The 17842-nt window shown below is 38.5% G+C and carries 19 protein-coding genes; 10 read left to right on the top strand and 9 right to left on the bottom strand.

Annotated elements, in window-relative coordinates:
- Positions 1-2 precede the first annotated feature (2 nt).
- From asnB to B7E04_RS05195, 3 genes are read left to right on the top strand one after another with little or no spacing between them, the layout of a single operon-like run.
- A complete protein-coding gene (asnB, locus tag B7E04_RS05205) occupies positions 3-1799 on the top strand; it encodes an asparagine synthase (glutamine-hydrolyzing) (RefSeq protein WP_080777683.1) in 1797 nt (598 codons plus the stop codon).
- Positions 1799-2740, top strand: coding sequence for a glycosyltransferase family 2 protein (locus tag B7E04_RS05200; protein ID WP_080777682.1), 942 nt, complete (start codon positions 1799-1801; stop codon positions 2738-2740). Before asnB ends, B7E04_RS05200 begins: the two co-directional genes overlap by 1 nt.
- Before the next feature lie 53 nt (positions 2741-2793).
- Positions 2794-3735, top strand: a complete 942-nt coding sequence (locus B7E04_RS05195) for a glycosyltransferase family 2 protein (protein WP_080777681.1) — start codon at positions 2794-2796, stop codon at positions 3733-3735.
- Between the two features lie 121 nt (positions 3736-3856).
- Here the strand turns inward: B7E04_RS05195 and B7E04_RS05190 are convergent, their stop codons facing one another.
- The 8 genes from B7E04_RS05190 to B7E04_RS05155 form a co-directional block, all read right to left on the bottom strand.
- Positions 3857-4780 (bottom strand): hypothetical protein, encoded by a 924-nt coding sequence (locus tag B7E04_RS05190; protein ID WP_080777680.1) that lies wholly within the window; start codon positions 4778-4780, stop codon positions 3857-3859.
- Positions 4781-4782: 2 nt separating this feature from the next.
- The gene (locus B7E04_RS05185) at positions 4783-6198 is read right to left on the bottom strand and encodes an MBOAT family O-acyltransferase (protein WP_080777679.1); all 1416 of its coding nucleotides are present in this window, start codon (positions 6196-6198) and stop codon (positions 4783-4785) included.
- Positions 6199-6214: 16 nt separating this feature from the next.
- Positions 6215-6928, bottom strand: a complete 714-nt coding sequence (locus B7E04_RS05180) for an SDR family oxidoreductase (protein WP_080777678.1) — start codon at positions 6926-6928, stop codon at positions 6215-6217.
- Positions 6928-7323 carry a MaoC/PaaZ C-terminal domain-containing protein gene (locus tag B7E04_RS05175; protein ID WP_080777677.1) on the bottom strand — a complete coding sequence of 132 codons (396 nt, stop codon included), beginning with the start codon at positions 7321-7323 and terminating at the stop codon, positions 6928-6930. Before B7E04_RS05175 ends, B7E04_RS05180 begins: the two co-directional genes overlap by 1 nt.
- Positions 7323-7559: an acyl carrier protein gene (locus B7E04_RS05170; RefSeq protein ID WP_062651185.1), complete on the bottom strand. Its 237-nt coding sequence runs from the start codon at positions 7557-7559 to the stop codon at positions 7323-7325. Before B7E04_RS05170 ends, B7E04_RS05175 begins: the two co-directional genes overlap by 1 nt.
- Positions 7560-7576: 17 nt before the next feature.
- The gene (locus B7E04_RS05165; protein WP_080777676.1) at positions 7577-9301 is read right to left on the bottom strand and encodes an HAD-IIIC family phosphatase; all 1725 of its coding nucleotides are present in this window, start codon (positions 9299-9301) and stop codon (positions 7577-7579) included.
- Between the two features lie 165 nt (positions 9302-9466).
- Entirely contained in the window at positions 9467-10495 is a 1029-nt protein-coding gene (locus tag B7E04_RS05160; RefSeq protein WP_080777675.1) for an acyltransferase family protein, read from the bottom strand.
- Positions 10496-10632: 137 nt separating this feature from the next.
- Positions 10633-11403, bottom strand: a complete 771-nt coding sequence (locus B7E04_RS05155; RefSeq protein ID WP_080777674.1) for a class I SAM-dependent methyltransferase — start codon at positions 11401-11403, stop codon at positions 10633-10635.
- Between the two features lie 277 nt (positions 11404-11680).
- On the opposite strand from B7E04_RS05155, the gene B7E04_RS05150 reads away from it, so the two are divergent.
- From B7E04_RS05150 to B7E04_RS05135, 4 genes are all read left to right on the top strand, one after another.
- A complete protein-coding gene (locus tag B7E04_RS05150) occupies positions 11681-12487 on the top strand; it encodes a glycosyltransferase family 2 protein (RefSeq protein WP_080777673.1) in 807 nt (268 codons plus the stop codon).
- 139 nt (positions 12488-12626) lie between these two features.
- Positions 12627-13169, top strand: a complete 543-nt coding sequence (locus B7E04_RS05145) for an acyltransferase (protein WP_080777672.1) — start codon at positions 12627-12629, stop codon at positions 13167-13169.
- Positions 13170-13174: 5 nt separating this feature from the next.
- Entirely contained in the window at positions 13175-13612 is a 438-nt protein-coding gene (locus B7E04_RS05140) for a glycosyltransferase family 2 protein (protein ID WP_080777671.1), read from the top strand.
- Positions 13613-14779, top strand: a complete 1167-nt coding sequence (locus tag B7E04_RS05135) for a glycosyltransferase (RefSeq protein ID WP_080777670.1) — start codon at positions 13613-13615, stop codon at positions 14777-14779. It abuts the gene before it with no gap.
- Positions 14780-14869: 90 nt separating this feature from the next.
- Here B7E04_RS05135 and B7E04_RS05130 read toward each other — a convergent pair whose 3' ends face one another.
- Positions 14870-15103, bottom strand: a complete 234-nt coding sequence (locus B7E04_RS05130; RefSeq protein WP_080777669.1) for a hypothetical protein — start codon at positions 15101-15103, stop codon at positions 14870-14872.
- Between the two features lie 325 nt (positions 15104-15428).
- Between B7E04_RS05130 and B7E04_RS05125 the strand changes: the two genes are divergently transcribed.
- The 3 genes from B7E04_RS05125 to B7E04_RS05115 are packed head-to-tail and all read left to right on the top strand — an operon-like array spanning position 15429 to position 17709.
- Positions 15429-15992, top strand: a complete 564-nt coding sequence (locus B7E04_RS05125; protein ID WP_080777668.1) for a DapH/DapD/GlmU-related protein — start codon at positions 15429-15431, stop codon at positions 15990-15992.
- Entirely contained in the window at positions 15993-17144 is a 1152-nt protein-coding gene (locus B7E04_RS05120) for a glycosyltransferase (protein WP_080777667.1), read from the top strand.
- Between the two features lie 13 nt (positions 17145-17157).
- Entirely contained in the window at positions 17158-17709 is a 552-nt protein-coding gene (locus tag B7E04_RS05115; RefSeq protein WP_080777666.1) for a serine acetyltransferase, read from the top strand.
- Positions 17710-17842: the final 133 nt, after the last annotated feature.

The following is a 17842-nucleotide window of genomic DNA, read 5'->3' as shown; positions in this document are numbered from 1 at the left end:
TTATGTGTGGAATAGCCGGAATCATCGCTAATAATGCCAGAAACTACCAGGAAGAAATCCGGAAAATGACGGATTCCATGATGCACCGTGGACCGGATTCTTCACATTATGAATTTTATGAAAATGCTGCCTTAGGCCACCGGAGACTCTCTATTATAGACCTCTCCGACAATGGAAAACAGCCTATGTTCTCCTATACAAAAAAAGAATGCATTGTCCTTAACGGTGAGATCTACGGATACCAGGATATTAAAAAGAATTATGCCGAATATCCTTATCATGGAGGTTCAGATACCGAAGTGATCCTGGCCATGTACCAGAGAAAACAGGAAAACCTCATCCATGATCTTCCCGGCATGTTTGCGTTCGCCCTCTGGAATGATGAAAAGCAGGAACTTTTCTGTGCCAGAGACCGTTTTGGAGAAAAACCGTTTTATTATGCCATTGGAAACAATAATGAATTTATTTTCGCTTCAGAGATCAAAGCAATTCTGGCTTCCGGGCTCATTGCTCCCAGGGTAAATACAGATGCGCTTTCCCATTATCTTCAGTATGGATATGTAAGTTCCTATCAAAGTATATACAGTAATATTTTCACCCTTCCGCCGGCCCACCAGCTGATCTGGAAAGAGGGGAAAGTTACCGTTTCCAGATATTACAGCCTTCCGGCAAAAGACAGGGTACTCAGCTTGTCCGACGCTAAAGAAGAGTTTATGTACCTGCTGAAAAATGCGGTCAAAAAGCAACTTATTGCTGATGTAGAAGTCGGAAGTTTCCTGAGCGGAGGCCTGGATTCTTCCTCCATCGTAGCTTTGGTAGATGAATTTCTTCCTCATCAGACCACTATCAGCTTCGGTTATGACCATAAAGACAGCGAGCTTAAATTTGCCAAAGAAATTGCTGATAAATACAAGACCAACCACCGTGAGGTGCATGAGCAGAAAGGTGACCTTGCAGAATCCCTGCTGAAAATATCACCGTATTTGGATGAACCTTTTGCCGACACTTCTTACCTTCCACATTATGAGATCTGTAAAAATGCCAGGAAAAGCCTTACCGTGGCGCTTTCCGGAGATGTGGGTGATGAACTTTTCGGAGGATATCATTTTTATACCGTCGAAAATAAATTAAAAAATCATTTCAGCTATAAAAATATCATTGCCCGGTTTGGCTTAAAACTCTATCAGAAGGCCAGACAGACTTCCTTTGTGACCCAACAGAACTTAAAGTTTGCGTCCATTCTGGATTTCCATCTGAATTTTGTAAGAAATGATTTCAATAAAGAAGAAAGAAACAGGCTCGGGCTGATGTCTGATTACAAACAGGACTACAGCTTTACTCCCGACCCGGATTCCCTGAATGATATTATGAGAGTAGACCTGGAACACTATGTTCCCGGTAATATGATGGTCAAGTCCGACCGGATGGCCATGGCCAATTCACTTGAAGTAAGAACCCCTTTCCTGGATCTGGATTTTGCCGAGTTCTGCATCCAGCTTCCCGAACAGCTGAAACTGACGGACGACAATGATAAGATCATCCTTCGTGAAGCGATGGGCCCTTACTGGACGGAAACCATCAGAAAACGCCATAAACAGGGATTCGGAATGAGCGTTAAAAGCTGGTTTGCGGAAGAAAATATCATGAAACTTTCCGACGATCTTCTGAAAAACAAGGATCAGAAAATCTTTAATTATATTGATTTTAATGCTGCCCAGAAATTTCTGGCTCACGACAACAAGCACTGGAACCTTCTGCAACTGGCTCTATGGGCCCATAACAATCAATCCGTACTCTAATGCCTGATATTTCTGTCATCATACCGGTTTATAATGCTTCGGAATTTTTAGAAAAATCTGTAGCATCTGCGCTGCCATTTGAAGAAGTAAAAGAAATATTACTGATTGAAGACTGCTCTACAGATAACTCGCTGGAGATCTGTATGAAACTGGCCAGCCAATATCCTAAAATAAAACTGTTTCAGCATGCGGACAAAGGAAACCATGGCGCTGCTGCCACCAGAAATCTGGGGATAGAAATGTCATCCTGCAGTTTTATCGCTTTCCTTGATGCTGATGATTATTACCTTCCGAACAGATTTGATGTAGAAAAGGAAATATTTAATGATCCTAAGATTGATGGTGTTTTCGGCGCCATAAGTGTAGAATACCTAACAGAGAAAGGGAAACAGGAATTTCAATCTAAATTTACCAATGTCACCCTTACGACGGTCAACTATCCTGCTGAAGGGAAAGAAGTGTTCAGAGGGCTTTTAGGCTTAACAACTAAAACTTTCGGTACATTTTTCCATTTGAATACCTTGACGATAAGAAAATCAACTTTACAGAAAAACAAACTAAAGTTTAATGAAATTCTCCGGGTTCACCAGGACTCGGATTTTATCATTAAACTGGCATTCCACTGTTATTTAAAATCGGGAATTATAGACCAGCCCATTGCGGTAAGAGGTATTCATGACGATAATAGAATTACCAAGATCGTCCGTTATTCCCCACAATATAATGAGCGGCAATTTCTCTTATGGAACTCCCTGTATAAGTGGTCCGGGAAAAATAAACCGTACCGGGATGCGGCACAGCATATTTATCTACAGAAAAAAGCTTTTGAACTTTCTACCAAAAAAGGATGGTCAAAAACAGCTGCTTTATTGGCTGCTATTTGTAAAGACCCGAAAATCCTGAAGACAAAATACCGGTTTACCTATACCCATAAAGCCTGAGACAACAATTACAATACAATAGAGTATAAACACAAGAATATTAAATTGCTCCCATGAAGATATCCGTAGTTATTCCCGTTTACAATGCTGAAAAATATGTTACGCAGGCAGTAGAATCAGCGCTTCAGTTTGAAGAAGTCTACGAAGTGATCCTTGTAGAGGATAAATCTCCGGATAACGCCTTAGAGGTATGTCAGCAGCTTGTTGAAAAACACAGCAGGGTAAAGCTTTTCCAGCATCCTGACAAAGGCAATCACGGAGCAGGTCCAAGCAGAAACCTTGGAATAGAAAAATCTACCGGAGACTTCATCGCATTTCTTGATGCGGATGATTATTATCTTCCCAACAGATTTGACGCGGAAAGGGAACTTTTTAAAAATCCTGAAGTAGAAGGTGTGTACGGAGCACTTGGAGTTCATTATTATTCTGAAAAAGCAAAAGAACAGTATTACCCGATCTTTGGAGACAGACTGACTACTGTTCATAAAAAACACGGTCCGAAAGATGTTTTCCCGGGCCAGATCTACATGCTGGGCAGCTTTGGACTTTTCAGTATTGATGCACTTACCGTGCGCAGAGAGCCTTTAATGAGAAAAATGAACCCCCGCTTTAGAACAAATCTGAGGCTTCATCAGGACAGTGAGTTCCTGATCAGACTTTCTTTTTATCTGGATCTTTATCCGGGTATTTTAGACCAGGCTGTCGGAATGCGCGGTGTACATGAAAATAACAGAATTACAAAGGTAGATTCAAAGAAAATAAAGCCGGCGAGTACCCGGGTCCTTTTATGGGGAGAACTTAACAAATGGGCCTCCGCTGAGAACATGCCTGATAACGTAAAACTTCATATCAACAGGATGCACAGAAGTTTTAAGATCGCCAATGCTCCTGTACTACAAAAATGGGGAATGATCCTGAAATACGGACTGACCGATCATAAAAGTATCCGTTCGGGACTTTACAATATTAATTTCAGAAAGTATTTATTTAGCTGAGTTTGGGTTAATACAATGCTGGAAGATGGAAGAGGGAGGCTGGAAGTTATTTCAGTCATTAACTTCCATAATCCACTATCAGACTTCCATCATCATTAAAATGTTTTATCCCGGGCCTTGATTATTTTAAACTGTTCTTTTCTGCCTCAATGGAATCTGCAATCTGAGCAGTAAGAATCTTTGCAGATTTGCTGTACATATGGTTTCCGTCTGTGTAAACGAAATCATCGCTACGTCCGGAAAAATCATAAAACTTAACCCGTTGCCTCTTTGAAAGATCTTTCATCAAAGCATTGAATTCCGGAAATCTTTCATTTTCAAGAGCCATCATATTTTTGGAAGTAGGAATTCTCACCAGATAAACTGTTCCTTTAGGCTGTAAATAGTCTATGATTTCGTTAATGGCTTGCAATCGCTCTTCAGATAACCTGTAAGTATGCAATACAGCCCTGTATTCTTTAATTTTTACAGCGGCTCTGGCTGCTACGGAATCTTTGTTCATGTCTACATTCACTTCCATCCAGCCGTCTTTATGGAGGAAAGTATTAGACCTCACGATCTCTTCCCTGTCCAAATAAATCCTGAACCAGCTTTTACTGTAGTTCCGGATCAGGTATTCATAGTTGGGCGATTTATCGTAGAAATACATATTATTCAGTGGAGAATGCTCTTCAGGAAAGTCTTCTATTTTGTTTACACTGCCATTTAATGCAAGATTCCACGGACTTACGGTAAGAATAAAAATTCCGTTGTTGGTAGCAGGATCCAGCTTTCTTTTTAAAGCTTTCAGATACACCGGACCATATGGTGACTCTACAATATTCAGTGAAAAGTTATCAAAAGGAACTGAAAGCCTGGTTTTCAGGATTTCCGGCACTATTCCCTGCACGCTTCTGGAATCTCCCAGAATAATATTATGAGGCTTTTCTACCGCAAAATGCATGTAGTTGTCATCCGTATTCCCATCGGCATAAGAACCCAGAAACAGCAGTACGCCGGCAACCCCAAGAATGTACAATGATATTTTAAATAAAAACTTTCTCATAATTAAAACTGTTCATAGATGTAGTTTCCATTAGCAAATACGCCGTAATACATAATCATAAAGATCAGGAAAACGTAGAAAGCCCTTCTGATGAGTGGATTGAATCTTTTGATCTCCAGTCCGTGTTCCTGGTCCTTATTAAACCAGTCAATGATAATCAGAATCCCGATTAACCCCAACACTTTAATTTTGATAAACTGCGGAACGGAAAACAGGGAAAGGCTGAAAATTCTTCCATACATGCCCAAAGCAGCTTCCAGATCCGGTGCTGCAAAAAGTACGAGTGCAAAACATACCATCAATAAGGTTAAAAGTATATTTCCAAGTTCTTTGATGGTAGGGAAATTCCCGGAAAACTTTTTCTTTTTATTAAGCTTATCCTTTACAATCAGCGGAATATAATACAGCCCGTGCAGTAATCCGAATAAGACAAAGGTTAGCCTTGGCCCGTGCCACGCCCCGATCAGAATAAAATTCAGGATAATAGCTGCAATGAGCCCTCTTTTTCCGTAATCGCGGAACTGGATCACCAAAGGGGTAAAAACATATTCCGTGAGCCATGAAGTAAGTGATATATGCCATTTTCTCCAATACTCGGCAATATTCTGCGCAAAAAGGGGAAACGCAAAGTTTTTGGTGATCTTAAACCCTAAAAGTCGGGCAAATCCCACCGCCATATCGGAGTATCCTGAAAAATCTGCATAGAGCTCAAACAGGAAAAGTACGGCCCCGAATGCTACTGTACTACCGGAAAGTGTATCATAATTTTGAAAAATGGACTGTGTGATGGGGGTAATACTGTTGGCTACCACCAATTTTTTAAAGGCCCCGTAAAGGATCTGCCTTACCGCATCAGCCCCTGTCTCTTCAGTGAAAATCCTTTCTTTTTTTATTTGGGGAAGCAGTAATCCGCCCTTGTCAATAGGCCCTGAGGTCATGCTCGGAAAGAATGCTACATAATTAAAAAAGGCCAGAGCATCCGTTTCCGGTTTCAGCTTATTATTTTTGATATCCAGAAAATAGCTGACGATCCTGAAGGTATAAAAGCTGATTCCCAATGGTAAAATAATGGAAATGGTAAGTTTATTTTTAATGCCGAACAAATCCGCAAAAGAGTCGATAAAAAATCCGAAATATTTAAAATAAAATAAGGTTCCTATCGCCAGGATCAGTCCTGAATTGAGGTATATTTTCTTTGCTCTTCCCTGGCTTGCCCCAATTTTCTGCCCTAAATAATACGCTACAGCAGAACTTCCGGCCAGAAGTGCCAGAAATCTCCAGTCCCAAAAGCCATAAAAAACATAACTTGAAACCAGCAGCAATATATTCTGAAGTTTAAGATTTTTCCTTCCAGCCAGCCAGTATAGACTGAAAACCAGGGTAAAAAAAAGAAAAAAGGCAATAGATGTAAACTGCATTGATTTTTATTTAGGTCTAATAATGGGAGGCATCCACAAAAAGATGATTTCCGTTAAAATGCTTCCCGCCATTGATGCAGAGTTCAATAATATTGGCCACATCACCACCTTCCAATTTGTCTTTTAACGGATATCCGGAAACAATCACTTCCTTCATTCTTTCATCCATATCTTTGTGAAAACCGGTTGGAATAAAAGACGGGGAAACCGAATTGCACGTAATCCCGAATTTTACATTCTCTACAGCCCAGCTTTTACTCATCTGAAGAAGATAGGCTTTGTTGGAGTTATACACGGAAGTTCCTATCGCAGGCGAAACCATTGAAGAGGAAAGGATATTGATAATTCTTCCCAGCTTTTTCTTCCGGAAGATATTGATGCATTTCTGGGTTACCTGAATGGCCGGCATCACATTATTTTTAAAATCTTCAAGAATTTTCTCGGCTTCTGTTTTATGAAAATAGGTATCGATAAAACTGCCGCTGTAATAATTATTGATGAGAATATCCGGATCAAAGGTTTCTATTTCAGTCTGAAAAGCATTCATCTGCTCTCCCGAAGTGAAATCAATCCGGAAAGCTTTTGCCTTGGAAAATTGATGTTCTATTTCTTTTGCAGGTGCTTCGGAATGGCAATATGTAAACAGTACTTCATATCCCTTTTCCAGAAGAAAAAGATTAATTTCTTTACCAATACCGGACGAGCCTCCGGTCAATACCACTTTTTTCATTAGAATTCTTTGATTTGAATTTTACCTGATGCTACGGTCTTTAGGTTTTCATTGATAAATTTAAATGCAAAGGTATTTACCCGGACCGCTTCCGACTGATCTGTAAGGACTGCTTCGAAATTCAACACATCATTCAGATATACCGGATTTTTAAAATTGATGGTCTGCGAAAGGATCATCACATCTTCTGTAGGCAGGAGTTCCCCGATAAAGTAAGACAAAAAACCGTTCAGGATGTTTCCGTGCATTACTTTGGACGGAAATCCTTTATCTTTTGCAAATTCCTCATCCGTATGAAGTGCATTCCGGTCCTCAAATACAGAGATAAAACCGTTGTAAATACGGTCATCCACTTTAAACTGATGCCTGAATTCCTGATTTTCCCGGAGTATCATTATTTAGCGAGTATACAGTCTATCATTTCTCCTACATTATTCCAGCTTTGGATCTCTGAAGAAGTAAATCGTACCCCGAAAGCCTTTTCCACTGCTACAATCAGCTGGATATGGGAAAGAGAATCCCATTCTTCAATATCTTCTGCGGTGGTTTCAAAACTTAATACAATGGCATCATTATCCAGTTCGTCGTGGAAAATACCGGTAAGCTTAGCTAAAATTTCATCTTTGTTCATAATGTTATGGGAAATAATTATTTAATGTTAATATATACTTGTTTATGCTGATAGGTATCTACATCCAGCACCCACTTCTGATCCTGTTCTGAGAATCCCAGCCTTTCATAATGGTCTTTTACCATCTGGTTTTTGGCAGTCGGAAGATATTCTCCCACCACATATTTATAGCCGTTCTTTTTCGCTGTATCTATGATGGTATTCAGGGTAAAATCTTCCATTCCTCTTTTAAGGACCCGGCAGCTCATAAGCCATGTATCAATAAAAAGTGTTTCCGGGGCTTTTTTCTCCAGGACTATCACGCAGATCAGTCCGTTGTCTCCGTATTTATCTTCCAGCGTGAAAGAAAGTGTATAATGATCATCGGATTTGATCAGGTTGTCTACATCCTGTTCAGAATATCTTATGGTTCTCAGGTTAAACTGGTTGGAGCGTTGTGTCAGCTGGGAAACCCGTGGCTTTGAAAAACTGTCGAAAGACTTTACATCAGAAGTCATTGCCATACTTTTCAGGAAATCTTCCACATTGGTAAAGCTATCGAGGTCAACAGCTCTTTGGGCTTCCACCTGGTACTGTTTGGTACGTTCTGCATCATTTTCCGAGAAACTGGCTGTTTCGAAAAGATTCAGACTGTACAGATATTCCAGGTATTCTGCAGGATCTTCCGGCAGTTCAGGAACACAGACCTCAGGGAGATTTTCGCGTACAATATTCCGTTCAAACGGATTGTCATCAAGAAAAACCATAGAATCAAACCCTATATTCAGGATGCTTTGGATCTTTCTGATATTATCTGCCTTATTATCCCAGTTCGCCACAAAAACGGCAATATCTTCCATCTTAAGGACCATATCCGGATGTTTTTCAAAAGGCTCTCTGGCTTTATCTTCATCATTTTTACTGCAAACGGCCAGGATCACTCCCCTTTTCTGCAGGGCCTTTACCCAATACTGGAATTCTGTAAATGCTTTTCCTATTCCCAGGCTTCCGATCTGGATTTTTTCCAGGCCATCGTCTCCAATGATTCCACCCCAGGTCGTATTGTCCAGATCAAGGATCAGACATTTCTTAAATTTCCCTTCCAGGGATGAAATAATTCCTGTGATATGCCGGGCCACAATAGGTAATGCATCCAGTGATAAAACCATTTCTGTATTTACGTAAATGCTCGGTGAGAACATAAAGTCACGTCCCCATTTATTCTGAATAGAATGAAGATCTGCAATAAAAAAGTTATCATTTTCTATTGCAATCTGAGCAGCCAGCAGATAATTAAGCTTATTGAGCTGGAAAACAAAAGAAGACTCCACTTTATTGGAAAAATTCCCAAAAACCTGATTGTTGATCCCCGGAAAATTACAGTAGATCACCCTGCTTTTGGTTCTGCTCTGGATGGAGCTGTACAGCTCCTGAATGCCGGAAATTTTATTTTCCGCAAACCCAGCCTGTGTATCATAGGATTTATAATACTGGCTGAGCAGTTTATGGGAAGATTCAAAGATAATAGTATAGTCCGCATTAAACTCATAGTATTCAGATGTAGGATCAAGGATTTGCCGGGAAATCTGTCCGAAATCAGCTTCAAAAATCTGCAGATCAAAACCTTCATCTATGGCGGTTCCTCTTAATGCAATATTAAGAAACTGGGTTGCGGTGTCCCCCAATAATGCAACTTTGATCTTCTTGAGCTGAGTAGTATCCCTGCGGAGTTCTTTTTTCAGTTCGGAAAACGTTTTGTACATAAATTCTTTTATTTTATTAAAATCCTAATGTACCGGTTCCCGATTTTACCTGCTCGTTTTTATTTTTTCTGGAGCCATGGTGCACTACTCTGTGAGTAAAACCGTATGTATCAGGAACAGTTATATTTTTTTTCATTGTGTTGCTTTGGTACAAAAATAAAGATTTTATCTGATATTTATTTTTTTTATATAATCTCGGAGCGGTTTTTCAATAAACTGATAGAAAAGCATGGAGACCGGAATGAGTACGGCCAGATAAATCCAGAATTTACTGTTAACATCAAGCGTCTTCCATTTCCATTTTATAATCTCTCTTAAAATATACAAAACAGGGATATGGGTAATATAAACGGCATAGCTCGCCTCGCCCAGATATTCCAATGGTTTTAATGAAAATAATTTCGTTACCCACCCATTATTCCAGGATATCAAAATAATCAAAGGAATAAAAAGCACAGCCATAAGCCCATTGTGATAAAAAAGCGGAACAAAAATCAATGCCAGCATAATTGCTGAAAAAATCAGTATCACAGGGATGTCATAATTCTTCTGTTTAAAATAACGAACACAAAATATCCCGGCCAGATTCCCAACCAGAAATTCACTTACATGCATCAGCGGGAAATAGTACAGAAACTGCTGACTTTTGGTATGAAGTCCTTTATAATACGACGAAGCCTCATAAAGATGGGAAAATGCCTGTGTTATAATCCACAAGAGTATAGCAACCACCCAGATACTTTTATTATTTCTGGAGTAAAAATAATTATACAGCAGCGGAAAAATAATATAAAACAAAAACTCAACGGAAATAGACCATCCCGGAAAATTCAGGATCATCACCTTACCCGGAATCCAGCTCTGTAGGCCAAGTAAATACACAATTGTTGAAGGGATACTGAAATTGGCATATTTTGTTATAAGATAAAGCAGTAATCCGAATACATACAGCGGGTAGATCCGCGCCAGTCTGTTTTTATAATACTCTAAATAGCTGATCTTCTCTTTTTTATGATAGGCTATAATCATGATAAAACCGGAAAGAATAAAAAAGTAGCTGACTCCTACATTGGCCTTTAAAAACAGCTCTGCAATATATTCAGTCTTATAGAGAAACATATCTTTATTAAAATGAGAGATGACAATGGCCAGAGCGGCAACAAATCGTGTAAAGGTAATCTGGCTTATCTTCATTCAGTAGAACTGTTTAACAGGCTTAATAATTGTTTGATAAAAAAATGCAGATTTAGGAAAAAATCATCAAAAAAACAAACAGCACTTAAAAGTACTGTTTATTATGATCTATTTATAGTGTTGAATCTGTCTTAAAATTATTTGATGAAAACGCCGATATATTTTCCTTCATATGCCACCACCGTTGTTTCTATACCGTGTTTTTCGCAGAAATCCTGATAAGCAGAATTATCACCTATATCATCACTGATAAAGACACCGCCTTTTTTCAAGTGTTTATACAGTTCCTCATACGCCCACATTCTTCCGTTATAGCTCTTATCCGAGTCATAATGAAGAACATCAAAAACAGAATTTTCAGCAAAAATCTTCGGTAACGATTCCTTATCCGCAAATCTGAATAATTTCCAGTTGCTTCTAAGATGTTCCGGAACCACATATCCTACGTACTGATCACCATCCTGTGTCAGGTATGGCATATCCGAACTGTAAAGCATTCCTTCTCTTTTTGTGAGAGACAGAAGCGATGCCAGCGAAGACCATCCATAAGCTACACCTGTTTCCACTACATTTTTAGCATTGGTAAATTCACAGGCATAATACAGCAATTCCAGGGCTCCTGCGCCTCCCATTTTTACAGGACAGGCCTTTTCCTTTTGTGTTGCTGTTTTCAGAACATCAGCATAATCGGCACGGAATGAATCAGAACCAAACCCAAACAGTGCACTAATGGCTGTGTTTTGAGAAACAGCTTTTCCTGCAGCCCAGGAATTTGTTTTTTCCTTGCCCTTGAAAGCATTTCCTCTGTTTACCGTGTTTTTAATGATTTTCCGGCCTAGCTCCGGATAGAGATCAGGCCTTTTCAGATACCCAATCAATGTTTTGAGAACTCTTGTTACTTCACTCATTTGTACATTTTTCAATGAGCAAAATTAATATTTTTTTATTAGTCTATTAAAAATGATTAATAATATTTATTTTAGCGTATGTCCATCACCATAAATTTATCAACTATCTATAAAACATAGTTGATTTTCTTAAAAGACAATAAAGAAGTATATTCGCATAAAACAAATGAAAAAAATCCGTTTCGGCATCTTTTTTGACGGTTTTATTTTTTTGTAATACATATGATTTTGCATAGCTTCTGAGTACTGTAGAAGTTCAAATTTTTAAATAAGGAGAATGAAATTTTCAATATTGATTGCCCATTACAATAATGCAGTATTTCTAAAGCAGTGCTTTGACAGCATTTTACAACAAACTTATAAAAACTGGGAAGTAATTATTGTAGATGACTGTTCTGCTGAATCTGAAAAAAAGGTACTCAAAGAACTCATTGCCGGCGACAGCCGCTTTTTCCTGTATGAAAACGAAATCAACAAAGGAACAGGATATACCAAAAAAAGATGTGCAGAAATGGCAACAGGGGATATCTGTGGCTTTTTGGACCCCGATGATGCTCTTACTTCTGATGCTCTGGAAGAATCCATAAAAATATATGCCGATAAAAATATCGTGGCCACCTACTCTCAATTTTATGTGTGCGACGGGAATCTCAATATTGAGAAGCTTTTTCCATACTCCAGGGAAATAAAAAACGGGGATCCTTATTTTTTTAATATTTATTTTGACATTGCCCATTTTTTCACCTTTAAGAAAGAAATTTACGATGCTACTGAAAAAATAAACGAAAATATCAGTTCATCTGTAGATCAGGATTTATATTTAAAACTTTATGAGAAAGGAAATTTCTTTTTCATAAAAAAACCATTCTATCTTTATAGAATACATCAGAAAGGAATCTCTCAGGATCAGAAGAAGAAAGAAAAATTATATAAAAACTGGCATCAGGTTTTATTGGATACTCTTGAAAGGAGACAGATCAGGGTGCTTTACAAGAAAGCCGTTCAGGATATTGAAAGCCTTCCTAATTTTATTTTTGAAAAACAAAATACGCTCATTAAAAGGATAATAAGAAAAATAACATAAAGGGCAATAAAAAAACGTGCGTATTTTCAACAATAAACCAAAAATGCATAAATACTAAGACAAAAAAAATATTTTTTTACAATTACACAATAAGCATTTATATTTGTCCGAACAAATGTGAAATAAAAATTAATGTGTTATGTTCTATAATTTTTTCGAAAAAATCTACAGAAGGCAGCAGCTTGCCCTTTTGAAAAAGCATCCCAATGTTTTTTTTGAAAACCTCAGACTCGGTGCGGGGGGCCGTTTTGTCCTTGATAAAGACTTAAAAAAGGTAAGCATCGGAAAATCTGCAGAATTCAGAAACTACAGTTGTATCCTTGTGACGAAAGGGGCTACTTTAGAAATCGGAGACCGGTTTTTCATGAACAACTTTTGTTCCATCAACTGTCTTGAACATATTTCCATAGGAGAAAATACTTTGTTTGGCGAGAATGTCAAGCTATACGATCATAACCATGCGTATGAAACGTCTCCTGAATTTAAACTTTATTCGTCCCAATTTACAAAAGCTCCCATTAAAATAGGCAGTAACTGCTGGCTGGGCAGCAATGTAACCGTTCTGAAAGGAGTAACCATCGGTGATAACTGCATTATTGGTGCCGGCTGTACCATCTATAAAGATATCCCCGCCAATACGCAGGTGATTAATAGACAAGACTTAACATTCAGATCTCTTTAATCAGGATGAAATTCTCGGTACGTATTGCCCATTATAATAATGCGGCCTTCTTCAGGAACTGCTATGAATCCCTGTTGTCCCAGAGCTACAAAGACTGGGAAGCTATCATCCGGGATGATGCATTATCTTATCAGGAAAAATCCCAGGCACAGACGCTCATTTCAGGAGCCAAAAGATTTAAGTTCTTCGAAAATGAAAAAAACTCCGGTGTAGGTATTACCAAAAGTAAGCTTGTTGAGCTGGCTTCAGGAGACATCTGCTGTTTTGTAGACCCGGACGATGCCATTCGTCCCTCTGCCATTGAAAAGGCAGTACACGGTATGAAAATTCCCGCAGCTTATCCGGGCCGGCAGGAAATTTTTAATCTTCTGCTCTATCAGAATTCAATTCCATATAGGATAAAAAGAAAAATCTTCATTACTTTACAAAAACTTTTCAGGTAAATGTCAGCAGAAAATCAGAAAATAAAAGTTCTCTTCAGGCACCGTTTTATGGAAATGGGCGGTGTAGAAAAAGTGATTCTCAGTATTATCACTCATCTAAATCCTGAAAAATTTGATATCACAGTCTGCCTGAATCTGAATCAGGGCGAACTGAGAGATGAATTTCCAAAACATGTTAAAAAACTCTATCTAACAGATGGCAGGGAAGATTTTTCCAAGAACCCGCTGATCCATAAGCTACAGCTGCTCAGGAGAAAGATCAAGCTGTCCCGTATTGAGAAAAACCCTAAAATATACGATCGTGTTTTAGGAAATATAAAATTTGATATTGAGGTTGCTCCCAGCTATTCAACATTTTCCTCAGTGATTAATTCAAGCAATGCCGCTTCCCGGAAATTAGGCTGGTTTCACTCAGAAATCAATGTCCCTAAAATGCAGCCTCTGGTTCCTGATATCCTTAAAAGCTTTCCACAGTTTGATCATATGATCTACTGCTCCCAGAAAATCAAGGATATGATGCATCACTATTACCCTGACCTGCAATACCCGAGGGAAAGTGTGGTAATCAATGCCATTCCTATTGAAGAAATCAAACGAAAGGCGGAAGAAAAAATTGAACCTCTTCCGGAAGGACCTGTTTTTGTTTCTGTGGGCCGTCTTCACGACAGGAAGGGATACCACAAACTTATTGATGCTCATAAAAAGCTTATTGACGAAGGCTTTCACCATAGCGTCATTATTGTGGGAAGCGGTGAAGAGATGCAAAACCTTACGGCTCAGATCAGTGCCAACAATGTTCAGGACACCTTTATTTTAGCAGGTAACAGGATGAATCCTTATCCATATATTAAAAACGCGGATTATTTTATTCTTTCTTCCGAATCTGAAGCATGGCCGCTGGTGATTGCGGAAGCACTGATCCTTCAGAAGCCTATCATTGCTACAGATACGGGTGACGTAGGCATTATGATCAAAGACAGGGAAACAGGCTACCTCATCAATTACGACACAAATGAGATGTACGCTGCTATGAAAACTTTTTTAACGGACCCTGAACTTATCGCCAGAATCAGAAAGAACCTGGAAACCATAGAAGACCAGTTTGATAATCAGAAAATTTTTGATGCTGTAGAAGGAATTCTGGAAGACCTTTACCACAAAAAATAACAACAGATACAAACTCGGTTTCCGTACTACTATAAAAAGCCGCTCTTCAATTTTGAAAAGCGGCTTTTACTCTTTTAAATATACATTGGGTTAATCTTCAAAGTTTTCTCTCCCAATAATATCCATAAGATCAGAAACAGTTTCTATATCCCTAAAAAGATCTGTATCAATTTTATTATCGAAATTATCATCAACAAATGCAATCACAGAGAGCAAACTGATTGAATCATAACTTTCAAGTTCATTCAGATTGGTTTCGATGGTTAGTTCTTCTTTTTCTTCCAGTTCTTCCTGTAATTTCTTTAAAAAAAAGGATGTCTTCATATAAATTTATTTTTGGCTTGTACATTTTTTCTTAAATCCGGCACTCTGCTTCCCTGTTCTGCTCCAAAGCCTTTCAAAATCAGGCCTTCACTGCACTACCGGTTATTAATCCCTAGCAAAAGCCAGTCCATACACAAAATGTAACAGTCCACAAATGTCTTTTTTATGATGAACTTTTCATAATTCTATCATAGTTTCATACCGGAAACTCTTTTTCAGGATCAGGATTCCTCAGAATCCTTTGGGGACAAATAATATTTTATTTTGGAAACTTTTATCATAGAAATTCTTTTTCTTTGTAAAAGCAAAGAAAAAATACACTACAATGATGTTATTGTACAGAATCATATTAAAAGTACGTTCCCTGTATGAGGATATGATCAAATATGTTACCATTAAAGTTGCCATCAACAAGGGATTAAAAGTTGGTAATAACCTCTATGTACAAGGTATTCCCAATTTTGGCTCCGAGCCTTTTCTTATTGAAATGGGAGATAATGTTACCATTGCAGAAGCTGTATCCTTTATCAACCATGGTGGAGACGGACGTGTAACAAAAAGAATTGAAAAATATAAGAACGGAAGAACATTTGGCCGGATAAAAATAGGCAGTAATACTTTTATTGGAAAAGGAGCTGTTTTACTCCCGGGAGTTTCCATCGGAAGCAATTGTATTGTTGGTTCGCTAAGTGTTGTAAGCAGCTCTGTCCCAGACAACAGCGTTTACGCAGGCGCACCTGCTAAATTTATCTGTACAATAGATCAGTATGGAGAAAAACTATTAGAAAACAGCACAGTATACCCGCTAGAGCTTGAGGCAGACCGTAGAAAACTTGAAGAGTACCTCATCCAAAATCTTCCTCATATCTATAAACCTGTAAAAAAATAAATGTCTGCAAAAAAGAAAATCCTGATCCGCATCGGCTCGCTCCGACATGGAGGCGCAGAAAAAGTTCTTGTGAATTTCCTTAAAAACCTTCCGGAAGACAAATATGAAGTCGATCTGCTGATCAATCTCTATACCGGAATGTACATCAAAGAAGTTCCGTCATGGGTCAAACTCCATTATTTGCTGAAAGGAGAAATGATCACGACTAACAAGCCACACGAAATTCCCGTGAAAGCTTTCAGGGTGCTTTACCAGAAAATGTTTTTGTGGTTTCCGGCTCTTCTCTATCAGTTTATTCTAAAAAATAAAAAATACGATGTAGAAATAGCAGCCATTCATGGTATGTACCGGGAACTGCTTTCCAGTCCTCAGAAAGATTCAAAAAAAATTATCTGGATCCAGAATGACATTTTTAACCTGAAAGAATATACTTCAGACGTCATCAGCCAGCTGTTCAAATTTGACAGAATACTGGTGATTTCCAACAAACTGAAAGAGGAAATGCAGAAGGCTGCTAAAAATGACGGGCAGAAACAGGCTGTTATTAAAATTTTTAATCCTATTGACAAGGATGATACCTTAAAAAAAGCGAATACAGCCATTGATGATTATCCTTTTGCCAATGATATTCCCACTTTCATAAGTATCGGGACTGTTTATCCGCAGAAAGGATATGACAGACTTCTGGACGTCCATAAAAGGCTGATAAATGAAGGGCTGAAACACCAGATTATCATCATCGGCGATGGTTTTGATTTTGAAAAAACCCGGACACAGCTCAATGAACTGGGACTTCAGGAAACGGTGAAAATGCTTGGATTCAGAAGCAATCCCTATCCTTATTTAAAAAAGGCAGATTTCTACGTGATGTCTTCCAGACACGAAGGTTTTCCTACCATTATTGCCGAAGCACTGATCCTTAACAAACCCGTAGTTTCTACGGATGTTTCCGGAATAAAAGATCTTCTTCAGGATGGAAAATTAGGATTGATCACTCCAAACTCAGAGGAAGGGATCTACGAGGGAATGAAAAAATTCCTCACAGACAGAGAGCTCACAGCACGTTACGAAAGCGAAATTGCAGCAAAAGATCTTCCCTTTGTCCTGCAGAAATCCGTAGCACATCTTCAGGAAATCATTGATGAACTATAAATAATTTTTTTAAATGGGTTATTCGGTTATACAAAAAGATTTTTACCGGGAAAGTGGAAAATGGCTCTCCTCATTTGAGATCTGGAAAAAATGCATTAATCCCAATCTTCATTTTATTTATGTTTTAAGGAAGACACAAAAGCATTATAGAAAGCCTTTACTGGGTATATTCTGGAAATTAGTTCTTAGACATTACCAGATAAAATATGGCTACCAGATTTATCCGGAGACCGAAATCGGGGAAGGTTTTTATCTGGGACATTGGGGAAGCCTCGTGATCAACCCCAAAGCCAGAATCGGAAAAAACTGCAATATGGCACAGGGCGTAACCATTGGCCAGCAAAACCGAGGAAAACTTCAGGGCTTTCCTACCATCGGTGATGAAGTATGGATCGGGGCCAATGCAGTGATTGTAGGCGGAATCACTATCGGAAACAATGTTTTGATCGCACCCAATGCCTACGTAAATTTTGATGTTCCTGCCCACTCTGTGGTCATGGGAAATCCGGCTACGATCCACTCTACGGAAAGAGCTACAGAAGCTTACATCAATAACAAAGTCTGAAATTTCCGACATAGATTTATATCGATATTCCCTTGTATTTCATTAAAAATTGGATTTCTCTATTGTGGGAAAAAGTTTTTTTGTTGAATTTTGTTATATAATTTTTAAAAATCAATTTTTTAATTAAAATTTT

Origin of the sequence: Chryseobacterium phocaeense, from assembly GCF_900169075.1 — a bacterium.
Taxonomy (GTDB): domain Bacteria; phylum Bacteroidota; class Bacteroidia; order Flavobacteriales; family Weeksellaceae; genus Chryseobacterium; species Chryseobacterium phocaeense.
Note: the sequence above shows the minus strand (reverse complement) of the source record. Positions and strands in the feature narration are given on the sequence as shown.

Excerpts from the sequence above, each read along its gene's own strand:
- B7E04_RS05180 (WP_080777678.1), bottom strand. The coding sequence starts at position 6,928 with ATGAAAAAAGTGGTATTGACCGGAGGCTCGTCCGGTATTGGTAAAGAA.
- B7E04_RS05155 (WP_080777674.1), bottom strand. The coding sequence starts at position 11,403 with ATGAGTGAAGTAACAAGAGTTCTCAAAACATTGATTGGGTATCTGAAA.
- B7E04_RS05140 (WP_080777671.1), top strand. The coding sequence starts at position 13,175 with ATGAAATTCTCGGTACGTATTGCCCATTATAATAATGCGGCCTTCTTC.
- B7E04_RS05125 (WP_080777668.1), top strand. The coding sequence starts at position 15,429 with ATGATGTTATTGTACAGAATCATATTAAAAGTACGTTCCCTGTATGAG.
- B7E04_RS05115 (WP_080777666.1), top strand. The coding sequence starts at position 17,158 with ATGGGTTATTCGGTTATACAAAAAGATTTTTACCGGGAAAGTGGAAAA.
- B7E04_RS05130 (WP_080777669.1), bottom strand. The coding sequence starts at position 15,103 with ATGAAGACATCCTTTTTTTTAAAGAAATTACAGGAAGAACTGGAAGAA.
- B7E04_RS05165 (WP_080777676.1), bottom strand. The coding sequence starts at position 9,301 with ATGTACAAAACGTTTTCCGAACTGAAAAAAGAACTCCGCAGGGATACT.
- B7E04_RS05145 (WP_080777672.1), top strand. The coding sequence starts at position 12,627 with ATGTTCTATAATTTTTTCGAAAAAATCTACAGAAGGCAGCAGCTTGCC.
- B7E04_RS05135 (WP_080777670.1), top strand. The coding sequence starts at position 13,613 with ATGTCAGCAGAAAATCAGAAAATAAAAGTTCTCTTCAGGCACCGTTTT.
- B7E04_RS05150 (WP_080777673.1), top strand. The coding sequence starts at position 11,681 with ATGAAATTTTCAATATTGATTGCCCATTACAATAATGCAGTATTTCTA.
- B7E04_RS05170 (WP_062651185.1), bottom strand. The coding sequence starts at position 7,559 with ATGAACAAAGATGAAATTTTAGCTAAGCTTACCGGTATTTTCCACGAC.
- B7E04_RS05160 (WP_080777675.1), bottom strand. The coding sequence starts at position 10,495 with ATGAAGATAAGCCAGATTACCTTTACACGATTTGTTGCCGCTCTGGCC.
- B7E04_RS05175 (WP_080777677.1), bottom strand. The coding sequence starts at position 7,323 with ATGATACTCCGGGAAAATCAGGAATTCAGGCATCAGTTTAAAGTGGAT.
- B7E04_RS05185 (WP_080777679.1), bottom strand. The coding sequence starts at position 6,198 with ATGCAGTTTACATCTATTGCCTTTTTTCTTTTTTTTACCCTGGTTTTC.
- B7E04_RS05195 (WP_080777681.1), top strand. The coding sequence starts at position 2,794 with ATGAAGATATCCGTAGTTATTCCCGTTTACAATGCTGAAAAATATGTT.
- B7E04_RS05200 (WP_080777682.1), top strand. The coding sequence starts at position 1,799 with ATGCCTGATATTTCTGTCATCATACCGGTTTATAATGCTTCGGAATTT.
- B7E04_RS05190 (WP_080777680.1), bottom strand. The coding sequence starts at position 4,780 with ATGAGAAAGTTTTTATTTAAAATATCATTGTACATTCTTGGGGTTGCC.
- B7E04_RS05120 (WP_080777667.1), top strand. The coding sequence starts at position 15,993 with ATGTCTGCAAAAAAGAAAATCCTGATCCGCATCGGCTCGCTCCGACAT.
- asnB (WP_080777683.1), top strand. The coding sequence starts at position 3 with ATGTGTGGAATAGCCGGAATCATCGCTAATAATGCCAGAAACTACCAG.